We start from the raw sequence: 14,722 nt of genomic DNA, 5'->3' as shown, positions 1-14,722 counted from the left end.
TTAACCTCCGATCCCGAGTGTACGAGCGATTTGAAGTGTGTTAGATAACACTGCAGGATAGACACCAATCCAAATAATCATACTGAGAAGAATAGCTGATGGAACAAGCTCAACGGCAGATAGATCTCTTTCCTTATCAAACGCAGGGCGTCTTTCACCAAAGGTAACCGCAAGAACGGCGCGAAGCATATAAACCGCTGTTAAAATGAGACCAATCACGCCTATGCTTCCGATTACAGGCATCGTTTCAAATAAGCCTAAAAAAGCTAGAAATTCACTGATGAAACCGCTCATTCCAGGTAATCCAAGTGATGCCAGCCCGGCTGCCAGGAAAAAACCTGCAAAAAGGGGCGTCTGACTTGCAATACCTCCTAATTCTCCAAGTTTTGTCGTGTGAAAACGATCGATCAGTACACCAACAAGCAGGAACAGCAGCGCTGCAATAAGACCATGAGAAATTGTTTGGAACACTGCCCCTTGAAGACCCGCGGTATTAAATGAAGCAACGCCCAGAATGACAATTCCCATATGCGAAATCGAGGAATAGGCTAGAACAGCGCGAAGTTCTGTTTGAACTAGGGCAATAAAAGCACCATACAGCAAATTAATGACGCCAAGAATAGCTAGAAGAACTGCCGTTTCTTTTAGCTGCTCTGGAAAGAATCCTGCTCCGAAACGTATGAGTCCATATGCGCCTATTTTAAGTAATACACCGGCGTGAATCATCACAATGGCGATTGGAGCCTCCACGTGTACTCGTACCATCCACGTATGTAGCGGTACGATTGGAAGCTTTGTACCAAATGCCAGTAACAGCAGGGCAAACAGCCACATTCTAGTGTTTCCAGATATGATTTCATAGGACTCTGTTTCTTGTAAGAGGGAGGTTAGCTCACTAATATTCGTCGTTCTCGTCTCAACAAAGAGAACGATAATGACAATTAACAATAGGATCGAGCCTATCCCGTTGTAAACTAAGAAAGAGAAGGCTGCTTTTTCCCGCTCATATCCGCCCCATTTCCCTACAAGTAGAAACATCGCAACAAGAGTTATTTCAAAGAATAAGAAAAACAAAAACAAGTTTTCGCTTGAAAAAACGCCGAGAATGCCAAGTTCCAGTATCAAAAAGAGGATATAAAAGCCTTTCACACCTTCTTGAATGCGAAGAGCTGCAAGTGAGGCGAGAAACGTAATCAATGAAGATAGCATTAGAAAAAGAAGGGATAGCCCTGTCACCCCAAGATCATAAGTCACTGGGTAAGGCTCGTTGGGACTAATCGCAGTCATTAACTCAAACCATTGATGTGTTTCCGCAAATTGAACGCCTGATACTGTTCGATCGTATAAGCTAAATACAAAAATCGTTAACGTTAGTGGTAGCACAGTGCCAAGAATACCAACTGTTTTGATTGATTGATGCTGCGGGGGCATCATAGCAAGCACGATGACACCAAGTAGTGGGGAGAAAATCAAGATCGTTAGCAAGTAAGACTCATCCATTAGAAATACCCCCCAAATACCGCTATTAATAGGAGCACGACCACTAAACCAGAGAATGCTACGGTGCCGTATGTTTGAACCTGACCGGATTGAATTCTTGCTCCTACTTTTCCTAAGTGCTTTACAATTCCCGTTATGCCTTGAGCGCCTCCTTCAATAATAAAGCGATCAAAATACAACCAGAAATAACCGATCACGCGGGTTCCTTTTACAAAAGTAGCTTCGTATATATCGTCGATGTAATATTTATGCGTTAACAGCTTATGCACTTCGCTCCCTTCATCTGGAGCCATGCCTTTTCTTACATACATGAACCAGGCGAGTCCAATTCCTGCAATGGCTAACAAACTCGCACTGATCGGAATCCACGAGGGTGCTGAATGATGATTGGCTAATATCGGATACGGGCTCGTTTCTAGCCAGTCACCAAGAAACGAACCGAACCACGTTGTCTGAATATACCCTGCACCAATAGCCAAAGCCGAAAGGACAATCATTGGAATCAACATCACTCGAGAAGACTCTTTCGCTTCACTCGAACCTGTGCCAAAAAAGACGAGGAAGTAAAGGCGAAACATATAAAACGCTGTCAGAAAAGCGGTTACTAAAGCAATCGCAAATAAAATGTAGCGCCCATCCGCATAAGTCGCGACAAGTATCTCATCCTTACTAAAAAAACCTGCAAATAGCGGAAATCCAGAAATGGATAAGCAACCTATTAAGAAGAGAACTGCTGTGATAGGCAGTTTTTTTCGAAGTCCCCCCATTTTATGAATGTTTTGTTCATGGACCGCATGGATCACACTTCCTGCAGCAAGAAAGAGTAAGGCTTTAAAGAACGCATGAGTTGTCAGGTGGAAAATACCTGCTGTATAGCCCGCTGCACCAAGGGCAAGCATCATATACCCTAGTTGACTAATGGTTGAGTAGGCAAGTATGCGTTTAATGTCTTTCTGGACAAGGGCGATTGTCGCTGCAAAGATGGCGGTGAATCCACCTGTTATGGCAACGGTTGTCATAGCCGTTTCTGAACTTGCGAAGAGTGGATACATGACAGCAACTAGATAAACACCCGCAGCAACCATTGTCGCTGCATGGATTAAAGCCGAGACTGGGGTTGGACCTTCCATCGCATCAGGAAGCCATGTGTGGAGCGGGAACTGACCAGATTTTCCTATCGCCCCTACGAAAATAAGAATCGCTATTAGCGTGACCATTGAAGGGGCAATATCGCCTGCTTGAGCCGCTTCAAAAATGACATCGAGTTCAAAGCTTCCTGTTTGCCAAAAGAGAAGGAAAATCGCAATAAGCAGACCAATATCTCCAATCCTTGTGACGATAAAAGCTTTTTTTGCAGCTGCCTTTGCTTCTGGTTTATAGAAATAAAAACCTACTAGTAGAAAGGAACAAACACCAACTAGCTCCCAGAAAACATAAAGTTGAAGGAGGTTTGGTGAGAGAACGAGAGCCGTCATCGCAAAAGTGAACAGACCAAGATAACTAAAGAACGTTGCATAGCGCTCGTCATTCGCCATATAACCGATCGAATACATATGTACGAGAAAGCTGACAAGCGTGACGATCACGAGCATCAAAGCATTTAGCGGATTCACTTCAAGGCCCACCGTAATCACCACTAAATCGATGGAGAGCCAGTTGTGTTCTACGAGATAGTTCCCTTGAACGAAATGACTGTAAAGCACGAGAAGGGAACAAATAAAGGCAGCACCAGCGAGAACGGTGCCCACAACGCCGGCTTTTCGATAAAGAATCGGCCTAGTGAATAGAATGATGAGAAACGATAGAAGCGGCAACATTGGTATAAGCCAGACATAGTCCACTTTTATACCCCCTTCGCTACTTTTTGAGTGTATTCATTTCATCTACATTGACGGTAGCCCTGTTCCGATAAAGCGCCATAAGAATGGCAAGGCCGACAGCGGCTTCCGCTGCAGCGACTGTAATGGTAAAAAGAGAAAATACCTGACCCCGAATCGAAGCACCTACGCCATATTTTGCAAAAGCTACAAGATTTAAGTTCACTGCATTCAGCATTAACTCGATCGAGATGAGGACGATGACGGCGTTCCGCTTCGTTAACGCCCCGTAGAGACCGATACAAAAAAGAATCAACGCCGTTAATAGAAAAGCCGAAAGCGGGATTGAGCTCATGACTGCTCACCTTCTTTATCATCGGGATCATCTTTCTTTGCAATAATGATCGCTCCGACAAGAGCGACGAGTAGGAGCACAGATACAAGTTCAAATGGAATAACGTAATCTGTGAACAACATCATACCTATTTGCTCCGTATTATTTTCGTGCAAGCTCTCTGCTTGTGGCCCGAGAGAAACAGTACGAATGCCTTTAAAGACGATCAGAAAGAATACGGTGATCCCAGTTAAAACGAGCCCTTTCTTTGCCCAGCTTGTTTTCGATTCTTCTTCAGAATGCTTCGTGAGCATGATGCCAAATAACATGATGATCGTAATAGCGCCAGAATAAATCAGAACTTGCACAACAGCCACGAATTCTGCTGAAAGCATCACGTAAAGTCCAGCAATGCCGAGAAAAGTTAGCACTAACGCCATCATCATATGAATCACTTTCGTTAGATTAATCATCAGCAAGCCGCCAGTAATCGTCACAAGAAATAGGAAAAGAAAGACGAGCAGCTCTCCGGTCATACTTTATTTTCCTTTCGAAGGTTCGTGTCATTTTCATCGAGCCATTCTAAATTCTTAAAAAGATCATCCCGGCTATATTCGGCAAGCTCGAAATTATTCGTCATAATGATCGCTTCGGTCGGGCATACCTCTGTGCAAAGGTCACAAAGAATGCAAATTTCGAAGTTAATATCATACGTGTCGATGATTTTACCTTTCTTGCTTGGGTCTGGATGCTTCTTACCTGATAAGGTGATGCAGTCAGTTGGGCATATGGCAACGCATTGATTACAGACAATACACTTCTCAGGATAAAACTTCTGAATGCCACGAAATCGATCTGGTAAGGCTAGTGGCTGATCCGGATAGTTATAGGTTACTTTCTCTTTCGTCATATTTTTGAGGGTGTAAGCTAAACCTTTCGCAAGTCCTCGCATGTTGGGCTTCCTCCCTTATCTAGAATGAACGAATGATTTCAATGACAACGGTCGTTAGAAAAATGTTCAATAGTGCGAGTGGCAATAGTACTTTCCAGCCAAAGGACATGAGTTGATCCGCTCTTAGTCGAGGGAATGTACCGCGAATCCAAATCATCACGAAGACGACTAGGATAAATTTCAGTGCAAACCAGACTGGTCCTGGAATAAAAGATAAGTAAGGAATCGCCTGCCAGCCGCCAAGAAATAGAATCGTCGTTAGCGAAGCCATAGCGAATAAATATACGTATTCTGCAAGCATGAAGAACGCCCAGCGGAAGCCAGAATATTCAACATGGTATCCGGCTACGAGCTCGGATTCCGCCTCGGGTAAATCAAACGGCGTACGGTTCAATTCAGCAACAGAAGCGATTAGAAAAATTACAAAGGCGAGCGGTTGCTTAAAAAGAAATGCCACATTCTCCTGCTCGGCAATAATCGTGTTTAAATTAAGCGATCCTGTCAAAAGCACGATGCCGATCACACTCATGACAAGTGGAATTTCATAGGAAATCATTTGAGCCGCTGAGCGCATGCTACCAAGAAGAGCGTACTTATTGTTTGATGCCCAGCCCCCTGCCAGGATTCCGATCGTAGAAATGCCAGAAATCGCAATATAATAAAGCAAACCAACGCCAATGTTCGCAAACGAAACTCGTTCTGTTAATGGAAGGGCGGCAATCACAATGAAGGCTGGGGCAAACGCGACAACCGGTGCAATGATAAACAATGGACGATCTGCGTCTCTTGGGATGGTATCTTCTTTAAGTAAAAGCTTCAGCACATCCGCTACCGTTTGGAGTAAACCGAACCTTCCCCCTACTCTGTTTGGACCATGGCGGAGCTGCATAAAGCCCAGTACTTTTCGCTCTGCCAAAATAGCGTACGTTACAAAACCGAGTACGACCATCAACATCGCAGCACCTACAAGGAAAAATCCAAGTGTCTGCCAGTAGCTCGGTGTAGATCCAAGCATGTTGTTGATCATTACCCATCCACCTCCCCGAGCACAATATCAATGCCCCCGAGGATCGCAATCAAGTTCGAGATGTTTTGCCCTTCTAACAACTCAGGTAGTATTTGTAAGTTATAAAAGGAGGGACGCCGGAACTTTAGGCGATAAGGTTCTTTCTTTCCTTTTGATGCGATGTAGCAACCGATTTCGCCACGTGGTGATTCAATTCGAACGTAAGTCTCTCCTGCAGGCGGTTTAATAATCCGCGGTACTTTTGCCATAACAGGTCCTTCAGATGGAATTTGCTCTACCGCTTGTTCTACAATCTTCAACGCTTCTTCGATCTCAGCCATGCGACAATGGTAACGCGCTAGCGCATCGCCTTCACGGAAGACTGGAACATCAAATTCAAAGCGGTTATAAAGCGAATACGGTTCGTTTTTTCTAAGGTCCCATTTCACACCGGTACACCGCAGGTTCGCCCCACTCAAGGAATACGAAAGTGCTTTTTGTTTCGAATAAGCACCTACTCCTTTGATTCTTGCCATAAAAATTTCATTCCCCGTTACAAGATCGTGATAGCCAGCAAGCTGTTCTCTCATATAAGGAACAAAAGCACGAACTTTATCAAGCCATCCATCTGGCGCATCCCACTTCACTCCGCCTACGCGCATATAATTAAAGGTAAGACGACCACCTGAAATTTCGGTTAGTAGGTTAATGATGACTTCTCTCTCTCTGAATGCATATAGAAATGGGCTCATCGCACCAATATCGAGAAGGTATGTTCCGAACCAAACGAGATGACTCGCTACTCGTCCAAGCTCCATGACAATAATGCGAAGATAATCTGCCCGCTCTGGAAGCTCCATTGCCATCATCGTCTCAACGGCATGACAGAGGATGTAATTATTCGTCATCGCAGCCAAATAGTCCATCCGGTCGGTATATGGGATGATTTGCGTATATTGAAGGTTCTCCGCAATTTTTTCTGTTCCCCTGTGCAGATAACCAATAACCGGCTTAGCTTCCTTAATGATTTCTCCATCAATTTTGAGAACAATGCGAAAGACACCATGAGTGCTCGGATGCTGAGGTCCTACATTCAAAAGCATTTCCTCTGTCCGTATCATTGCTACACCTCCACATCATACGGCTCATAATCTTTTCGAAGGGGATGCCCTACCCAGTCATCAGGCATCATAATTCGTGTTAAATTGGGATGCCCTTTAAACACGATGCCTAGTAAATCAAATCCCTCACGTTCGGGCCAGTCCGCCCCTACCCAAAGGGACGTGAGGGAATCAATAACTGGTTCGTCTCGATCTATCTTCACCTTGAGCGCTACGCTCTGGCTGTTCTGATAGGAGTAAAGATGATTGTAAATTTCCATATGCGATTCAAAATCTGTTCCATGCGTTTCTGAAAGATAGTCAAAAGCGAGAAGCTCATTGTGTTTAAGAAATTGGGCGAGCTTCAAGTACGTGTGTTTTTTAGCAACGAGCGTCGGAACGTCTTTTGCAAGACGATTAATATAAGCGTCTTCTAAAAGATCGTCACCAAGATTTTGTTGAATGATGTGAAGATAGCGGTCAAGGACAGGTTGATTCGGTGAAGGGGTCTCTTCTACAGGCTCTTCGTTTTCTTCAGATGCTTTTGCTTTCGCCTTTGCAGCCGCCTTCGCTTTTGCGGCAGCTACCGCTTTTGCTTTCTCATCTGAAATATCAGACGCTCCACCCTTTTTCTGCTTTTTAAGTGCTGCAGCTTTGGCCTTTGCAGCCGCTACTGCTTTCTTTTTCGCTAGATCAGCATCGGTATCCATATCCTTGCTTATTGCTTCATTCTGCTGCATTTTTTTTTGCTTCTTGAGAGCCTCCGCTTTCGCCTTTGCGGCTGCTACTGCTTTCTTTTTCGCTAGATCAGCGGCTCCATCTTCGCTGGCTGTTTCATCCTTCTTCAATTCTTTTTGCTTCTTGAGAGCTGCTGCTTTGGCTTTTGCTGCTGCGACAGCCTTCTTTTTCGCTAACGCTAGGTCGTCTGACTCTTCACTTACTGATTCATTTTTTTCCAGTTCTTTTTGCTTCTTGAGGGCAGCTGCTTTGGCCTTTGCAGCAGCCACTGCTTTTTTCTTCTGAAGCTCTAGGTCGTCTGCCGGTTTCTCAGCTTCAGCGGCCTTCTTTTGTCGTAACTCAGCGGCTTTCCGTTTTGCCTCTTCGACCGCTATCCGCTTTTCTTCTGCTAGCTCTTCAGGTGATTTGCCATCTGTCATCGATTGGTCACCCGCTTTCCGGTTCGAGCTTCATAGCGAATTTTTTCCTGTAATTTATTAATTCCATAGATAAGTGCTGCTGGATTAGGTGGACATCCAGGGATATATACGTCGACAGGTACGATTTGATCGACCCCTTTGACGACCGCGTAGGAATGAATATAAGGGCCACCAGCTGTGGCACACGAACCCATGGCGATAACCCATTTAGGTTCAGGCATTTGGTCATAGAGACGCTTTAGCACAGGAGCCATTTTCTTCGTTACGGTTCCTGATACAATCATGACATCAGACTGTCTTGGTGATGTTCGAAAAAATGTTCCAAAGCGATCAAGGTCGTAATGGGAAGCCCCTGAACCCATCATTTCAATTGCACAGCATGCGAGACCAAATGTAAGCGGCCATAGTGAATTGCTTCTTGCCCAGGCCTTTACATTTTCAAGCGTTGCCAGGAACACATTCTGCTTCATTTCTTCATATTCTTCCGGTGTAATATTCTCTAAGTTTATATCCATTTCAGCACCTTCTTTTTCCATGCGTATAGTAAGCCAATTAAGAGCATGACAATAAAGATCATCATTTCGATGAACGCAAAGAAACCAAGCTTTTGATAAGCAACCGCCCACGGATATAAGAAAACGGTTTCGACATCAAATATCACAAAAAGCAGTCCGAATAAATAATAGCGAACGTTATACTGGATCCAGCTTTGGTGAAACGGCTCTATGCCGCTTTCATAGGTTGTTTGTTTCTCCGGTGTTGGTTTTGAAGGACGAAGGAATCTTCCTGCTGTTAGGGCAACAGCTGGAAGGAGAAGGCCAAGTAAAAGAAACATCATTACGAAGAGATAACTATTTTGGTACACGTTAAGCGATTCACCCATTCAGGTCTCTCCTCTCATCGTGCTGTAAAGTTGCTAGTCTTGTATACTAATTCAACATCCCAACTCTTATTCTTGCTTTTATTTGTAAGTTTTTTTAAAATTTCGAACAGAGGTGATCGTATGCCAGACAAAAGAATCAGAACGCTTACAGAGAAACTGTGGGCAAAAAACAAATATACCGTGATGGCAAAGGGATATGAACATTATCAAAAGGTGGGAGAAGCATTAAAAAACGCTCAGTCTCATGAAGAGCTAGTTGATGTTTATGATCTCATCAGTGAAAGCTTAACTCTCCCCTATACTAAAAAAGGTATGCGGACAACACTCCAACATATGTGGGGCTATTTCAAAAAACAGGCAACAAGTCAGGAAAAAGAAGATTTTTTTATAACGTTGAATCTACGAATCACTCCAGCATCGCCCCTAACCGATCAAGACATTGAAAGCATTCGTAGCCATCTTGCCGTATTACTTAAAAAGTACCCATCCGATTACTTGTTACAAAGCAGCTTTGTGCAAACGAGCAGGAAGTGGAATGATGTATATGATCAAAAACAACTAAAAACAATTTCTAGAAATGATTATTCTGAATGAAATAATTGAAATTGTGGAGGATTATCGCTTTAGCACATCATAATTAAATCATGACTAGTTTCAAATCTGAGGCATATCAAAGTGAATAAAGGGTGGGACGAGAATGACGAGCTATATTGGATTATTAAGAGGGGTTAACGTTGGTGGAAAAAACAAACTAAAGATGGCTGAGTTACGAGATGCCCTGACAAAGGAAGGCCTTATACATGTGAAAACGTATATACAAAGTGGAAATGTCTTTTTTGATTCAGAAGAATCGGAAGAGGGTTCAAGGAGAAGAATGGAACAAATCATCAGCACCGAGTTCGGATTGAAGGTGCCTGTAGTAATAAGGTCTGCAACAGAGTGGCAAAGCATGATCGAGAGTTGTCCGTTTCACGAGGAACAAATTGCAAAAGCGCAAGAAAATGCTGTTGGAGAAAGCCTTTATGTAGCTATGTTAGCGGAACCACTCCGGGCAGATGTTAAAGAAAAACTTGTTTCATATGCTTCCGAGAAAGAAGAGTGTGAGCTGATCGGAAGAGACGTTTTCCTTCTGTTTCATGATAGTATTCGAAATTCAAAGCTTGCGACCTACTTAACTCGATTCAATGAGTATGCGACAGTTCGAAATTGGAAAACCATTAATAAGATAGCTGACATGCTCCCTAATGATGTAACTTAACACCTATATTTCCGCGAAAAAAAGCACCAGAGGAACGTCTCCACTGGTGCTTCTTCATTATTTACCTGCCAAATCCAGGCGGTTGATTGCACGCTTAAGCGCTAGCTCAGCACGTTTGAAATCAACATTATCCTGCTTCGCTTGATTTAAGCGTTCTTCTGCTCGTTCCTTCGCAGCACGTGCACGTTCCACGTCAATATCGGAAGGTAGCTCTGCAGACTCAGCAAGGATCGTTACCTGCTTTGGTCTTACTTCAACAAACCCACCGCTAACGGCCAGTACATGCGTGTCAGCTCCATTTTTGAAGCGAACTGCATTGATTGTAAGAGGGGTAACCAGTGGAATGTGTCCAGGTAAAATTCCTAGCTCACCGCTAGTTCCTTTTACGCTGACCATTTCAGCTTCCCCTTCGTATACCGGGCCGTCAGGGGTGACTACACTGACATCCAATGTATTCATTGTACCCCTCCCTGGGTGTGATCGTAATTAGAAAAGCTGGCTTATCGCCCAAATAGCCAAAAGTGGGAGCGAAGGCCCATAGGTCTCCACCCTACTTTTTATTTACGCCATTTGTTTCGCTTTCTCAACTACTTCTTCAATTGTTCCAACAAGACGGAATGCGTCCTCTGGAATATCATCGTGTTTACCATCAAGGATTTCTTTGAATCCTTTGATCGTTTCTTTAACTGGTACGTAAGAGCCTTTTTGTCCAGTAAACTGTTCAGCTACGTGGAAGTTCTGAGAAAGGAAGAACTGAATGCGACGAGCGCGGGAAACAGTTAGCTTATCTTCGTCAGAAAGCTCATCCATACCAAGGATAGCGATGATATCTTGAAGTTCTTTGTAGCGCTGAAGTGTTTGTTGCACTTCACGCGCAGTATTATAGTGCTCGTCCCCAACGATTTCCGGAGAAAGCGCACGGGAAGTTGAAGCAAGTGGATCCACCGCTGGGTAGATACCTTGCTCAGAAAGTTTACGTTCAAGGTTAGTTGTTGCATCAAGGTGAGCAAACGTCGTTGCCGGAGCCGGGTCAGTATAATCATCGGCTGGTACGTAGATTGCCTGAATTGAAGTAACAGAACCTTTGTTAGTTGAAGTAATACGCTCTTGAAGTTGACCCATCTCAGTAGCAAGTGTAGGCTGGTAACCTACTGCTGATGGCATACGTCCAAGCAATGCCGATACCTCTGAACCAGCTTGTGTAAAGCGGTAGATGTTATCGATAAAGAGAAGAACGTCTTGTCCTTGCTCATCACGGAAGTACTCTGCCATTGTAAGACCTGAAAGGGCAACACGCATACGTGCACCTGGTGGTTCGTTCATCTGACCGAATACCATTGCTGTTTTCTTAATAACGCCAGAATCAGTCATCTCGTAGTAAAGGTCATTACCTTCACGCGTACGTTCACCAACACCTGCGAATACCGAGATACCGCCGTGCTCTTGGGCGATGTTGTTGATCAGTTCCTGGATAAGTACCGTTTTACCTACACCGGCACCACCAAATAGACCGATCTTACCACCTTTAACGTATGGTGCAAGAAGATCTACTACTTTGATTCCTGTTTCAAGGATATCAGTAGTTGTTGAAAGTTCATCAAATACTGGTGCTAGACGATGAATCGGATCGCGGCGAACTTCGCCAAGTTCTTCATTAAGGTCAATTTTCTCACCTAGTACGTTAAATACACGTCCTAGTGTAATATCCCCAACTGGAACGGAGATTGGTGCACCTGTATCTAGAGCATCAACTCCACGTACAAGACCGTCTGTTGAACCCATTGCTACGGTACGAACAGAGTTATCGCCAAGGTGAAGCGCGACTTCAAGCGTCAATTCGATGCTCTCTTCGGCACCAGTTTGAGCGATATAGTTAACTTTAAGGGCGTTGTAGATTTCTGGAAGCTTTCCGCTCTCAAACTTAACGTCTACAACCGGACCCATAACCTGGGTAATGTATCCCTTGTTCATCCTGTTCCCTCCTAACTTGCTTTAAGCTGCCTTTGAAAGTAAGTCTTTCAAATAGCATTTATGGTTTATCGTAGTATTGTCTAGCGACACGAGCCAAATCCTCCGGCTGTTTCACCCATTCGATTGAGACATAAACCGTCTCATTCTCATGGCTTCCAACAACCTGCGGATTTAAACGGGCTCGTTCCGCTTTTCGTCTGTCCAGCTACAGTGGCCAGGCCCTCGAGTCGCTTCACCTTTTCGATTGAACACAAAGTGCGTGTTCATTCCAAAAGCCTCCAGCGCTTGTCGGGCCTAAACGGCCACTTCCGCTATTCTAACGCTGCCGCTCCACTTACAATCTCAGTAAGTTCCTGAGTGATTGAAGCCTGACGAGCACGGTTGTAAGAAAGTGTAAGATCGCCGATAAGATCGTCCGCATTGTCCGTCGCACTTCTCATCGCTGTCATACGGGATGCGTGCTCGGCTGCTTTCGCATCAAGAAGCGCTCCGTAGATCAAGCTTTCAGCATATTGAGGAAGGAGTACTTCAAGAATTTCTTCTTCAGATGGCTCATACTCATAGCTTGCGAGTGATTTGCCTTCGCCTGTCTCAATATCCGTTAACGGAAGAAGTTTCTTCTCCGTTAAATCCTGCTGAATGGCACTTACATAGTGGTTGTAATAAAGATAAAGCTCATCGAAAGCCCCGTCTTCAAACATACCTACTGTTCGAGATGCAATATCCTTAATGTCTGCGAAGGCAGGCTGATCTGAAAGACCAACAATGCTTTCTACGACAGGCATTCCGCGCTTTTTAAAGAAGGAAAGTCCTACTTTACCAGCTACGATAATTGCATACTCATCTGTAGAGTTGTGACGCTCATTAATTGTTCTATACACATGACGTAGGACCGAGCTATTGTACGCTCCAGCAAGTCCACGGTCTGATGTGATGACCACATAGCCCGTTTTCTTCACTTCACGGCTTTCTAGCATTGGATGACGTACGCCGCTTGATCCATTTGCAATGCTTCCGACAACTTCTTGAATTTTCTCCATGTATGGAACGAATGACTTCGCATTCATTTCAGCACGGTTCAATTTCGCAGCGGAAACCATCTGCATCGCTTTTGTAATCTGCTTTGTTTTCTTAGTCGACGTAATTCTCGACTTAATATCGCGTAAAGATGCCACTCATTTCACCACCTTTTAAGCTGGCCGCGGCGTTTCCGCCGCATCCCTCTTATTCAGATACTGCGAAGCTCTTTTTGAATTCTTCGATTGCACCGTTGAATTCTTTTTCATCAGGAAGAGCTTTTGTTTCACGAATTGTATTGAAAATGTCTTTCTTATTGTGTTCGATCCATGTCATCATTTCAGATTCAAAACGCTGAATGTCGCCAACTGGGATATCATCAAGGAATCCACGAGTTAGTGCGTAAAGAATAGCAACTTGCTTCTCAACTGCAAGTGGCTTGTTTAGTCCTTGCTTTAGAACTTCAACCGTACGAGCACCACGGTTCAGCTTCGCTTGAGTTGCTTTATCAAGGTCAGATCCGAACTGAGCGAATGCTTCTAGCTCACGGTATGATGCAAGGTCAAGACGTAGTGTACCCGCAACCTTCTTCATCGCTTTAATCTGAGCGGAACCACCTACACGGGATACAGAAAGACCGGCGTTAACCGCTGGACGTACACCCGAGAAGAAGAGATCAGATTGAAGGAAGATCTGTCCATCTGTGATGGAGATTACGTTAGTTGGGATATAAGCTGATACGTCACCAGCTTGTGTTTCGATAAACGGAAGGGCAGTTAGTGAACCTGCTCCTTTTGCATCACTAAGCTTCGCTGCACGCTCAAGAAGACGTGAGTGAAGATAGAATACATCCCCTGGATATGCTTCACGACCTGGAGGACGACGAAGTAGTAGGGAAAGTTCACGGTAAGCAGAAGCCTGCTTTGTTAAGTCATCGTATACAACAAGAACGTGCTTGCCGTTATACATGAATTCTTCACCCATTGTTACACCAGCATATGGTGCTAGGAAAAGAAGCGGAGATGGCTGAGATGCACCAGCTGTTACAACGATTGTGTAATCAAGGGCACCCTGCTTACGAAGCGTTTCAACAACGCCACGTACCGTAGATTCTTTCTGACCAATCGCAACGTAGATACAAATCATATCTTCGTCTTTTTGGTTCAAAATTGTATCGATCGCAATTGAAGTCTTACCAGTCTGACGGTCACCGATGATAAGCTCACGCTGTCCGCGTCCGATTGGAATAAGAGAGTCAATTGCTTTGATTCCTGTTTGAAGTGGCTCATGTACTGATTTACGATCCATAACCCCTGGTGCTGGGCTTTCGATCGGACGAGTTTTTGTTGTTCCAAGTGGGCCCTGTCCATCAACAGGTTGTCCAAGTGGGTTTACAACACGGCCAAGAAGCTCTTCACCGACTGGAACTTCCATGATGCGTCCAGTACGACGTACTTCATCGCCTTCACGAATTTCAGTGTATGGTCCAAGGATAATGATACCAACGTTGCTCTCCTCTAGGTTCTGAGCCATACCCATAACACCGTTTGAAAATTCAACAAGCTCTCCTGCCATCACGTTATCGAGACCGTGGGCACGAGCAATACCATCACCAATTTGGATAACGGTACCAACATCATCAACTTTAACATCAGTTTGATAATTTGCGATTTGCTGCTTGATCAGCGCACTGATTTCTTCAGCATTGATGCTCATGCATATTCACC

General features: G+C 44.3%; 16 protein-coding genes. 2 read left to right on the top strand and 14 right to left on the bottom strand.

Annotation, left to right across the window (positions count from 1 at the left end; all coding sequences use genetic code 11):
* The 10 genes from IQ283_RS01510 to IQ283_RS01465 are packed head-to-tail and all read right to left on the bottom strand — an operon-like array spanning position 1 to position 8,749.
* Complete coding sequence (locus tag IQ283_RS01510; protein WP_194218402.1) at positions 1–1,500, bottom strand: complex I subunit 4 family protein; 1,500 nt, start codon at positions 1,498–1,500, stop codon at positions 1–3.
* A complete protein-coding gene (gene nuoL / locus IQ283_RS01505) occupies positions 1,500–3,341 on the bottom strand; it encodes an NADH-quinone oxidoreductase subunit L (protein ID WP_194218401.1) in 1,842 nt (613 codons plus the stop codon). Before nuoL ends, IQ283_RS01510 begins: the two co-directional genes overlap by 1 nt.
* A gap of 16 nt (positions 3,342–3,357) precedes the next feature.
* Complete coding sequence (gene nuoK / locus IQ283_RS01500) at positions 3,358–3,672, bottom strand: NADH-quinone oxidoreductase subunit NuoK (protein WP_194218400.1); 315 nt, start codon at positions 3,670–3,672, stop codon at positions 3,358–3,360.
* Positions 3,669–4,187 (bottom strand): NADH-quinone oxidoreductase subunit J, encoded by a 519-nt coding sequence (locus IQ283_RS01495; RefSeq protein WP_194218399.1) that lies wholly within the window; start codon positions 4,185–4,187, stop codon positions 3,669–3,671. The genes nuoK and IQ283_RS01495 overlap by 4 nt, the downstream gene beginning before the upstream one ends.
* Positions 4,184–4,603: an NADH-quinone oxidoreductase subunit NuoI gene (nuoI, locus tag IQ283_RS01490; protein WP_194218398.1), complete on the bottom strand. Its 420-nt coding sequence runs from the start codon at positions 4,601–4,603 to the stop codon at positions 4,184–4,186. Before nuoI ends, IQ283_RS01495 begins: the two co-directional genes overlap by 4 nt.
* 19 nt (positions 4,604–4,622) lie before the next feature.
* Entirely contained in the window at positions 4,623–5,630 is a 1,008-nt protein-coding gene (gene nuoH, locus IQ283_RS01485) for an NADH-quinone oxidoreductase subunit NuoH (protein ID WP_194218397.1), read from the bottom strand.
* Entirely contained in the window at positions 5,630–6,730 is a 1,101-nt protein-coding gene (locus tag IQ283_RS01480) for an NADH-quinone oxidoreductase subunit D (RefSeq protein WP_194218396.1), read from the bottom strand. The genes nuoH and IQ283_RS01480 overlap by 1 nt, the downstream gene beginning before the upstream one ends.
* 2 nt (positions 6,731–6,732) lie before the next feature.
* Complete coding sequence (locus IQ283_RS01475) at positions 6,733–7,866, bottom strand: NADH-quinone oxidoreductase subunit C (protein ID WP_194218395.1); 1,134 nt, start codon at positions 7,864–7,866, stop codon at positions 6,733–6,735.
* Positions 7,863–8,381, bottom strand: a complete 519-nt coding sequence (locus tag IQ283_RS01470; protein WP_194218394.1) for a NuoB/complex I 20 kDa subunit family protein — start codon at positions 8,379–8,381, stop codon at positions 7,863–7,865. Before IQ283_RS01470 ends, IQ283_RS01475 begins: the two co-directional genes overlap by 4 nt.
* Positions 8,372–8,749: an NADH-quinone oxidoreductase subunit A gene (locus IQ283_RS01465; RefSeq protein WP_194218393.1), complete on the bottom strand. Its 378-nt coding sequence runs from the start codon at positions 8,747–8,749 to the stop codon at positions 8,372–8,374. The genes IQ283_RS01470 and IQ283_RS01465 overlap by 10 nt, the downstream gene beginning before the upstream one ends.
* A gap of 120 nt (positions 8,750–8,869) precedes the next feature.
* Between IQ283_RS01465 and IQ283_RS01460 the strand changes: the two genes are divergently transcribed.
* Positions 8,870–9,343, top strand: a complete 474-nt coding sequence (locus IQ283_RS01460) for a YbgA family protein (protein WP_194218392.1) — start codon at positions 8,870–8,872, stop codon at positions 9,341–9,343.
* A gap of 103 nt (positions 9,344–9,446) precedes the next feature.
* Positions 9,447–10,007 (top strand): DUF1697 domain-containing protein, encoded by a 561-nt coding sequence (locus IQ283_RS01455; RefSeq protein WP_194218391.1) that lies wholly within the window; start codon positions 9,447–9,449, stop codon positions 10,005–10,007.
* 57 nt (positions 10,008–10,064) lie between these two features.
* On the opposite strand, the gene IQ283_RS01450 is transcribed toward IQ283_RS01455, so the two are convergent.
* The 4 genes from IQ283_RS01450 to atpA form a co-directional block, all read right to left on the bottom strand.
* On the bottom strand, positions 10,065–10,466 hold the full coding sequence (locus IQ283_RS01450; RefSeq protein WP_194218390.1) for a F0F1 ATP synthase subunit epsilon: 402 nt from the start codon (positions 10,464–10,466) through the stop codon (positions 10,065–10,067).
* Between the two features lie 102 nt (positions 10,467–10,568).
* Complete coding sequence (gene atpD / locus IQ283_RS01445) at positions 10,569–11,978, bottom strand: F0F1 ATP synthase subunit beta (protein ID WP_194218389.1); 1,410 nt, start codon at positions 11,976–11,978, stop codon at positions 10,569–10,571.
* Positions 11,979–12,289: 311 nt separating this feature from the next.
* Positions 12,290–13,153 (bottom strand): F0F1 ATP synthase subunit gamma, encoded by an 864-nt coding sequence (locus tag IQ283_RS01440; RefSeq protein WP_194218388.1) that lies wholly within the window; start codon positions 13,151–13,153, stop codon positions 12,290–12,292.
* Between the two features lie 49 nt (positions 13,154–13,202).
* Positions 13,203–14,711, bottom strand: coding sequence for a F0F1 ATP synthase subunit alpha (atpA, locus tag IQ283_RS01435; protein ID WP_194218387.1), 1,509 nt, complete (start codon positions 14,709–14,711; stop codon positions 13,203–13,205).
* Positions 14,712–14,722 lie beyond the last annotated feature (11 nt).

Source organism: Pseudalkalibacillus hwajinpoensis (assembly GCF_015234585.1).
GTDB lineage: Bacteria > Bacillota > Bacilli > Bacillales > Guptibacillaceae > Guptibacillus > Guptibacillus hwajinpoensis_B.
This window is presented reverse-complemented; position numbering and strand designations above follow the sequence as displayed.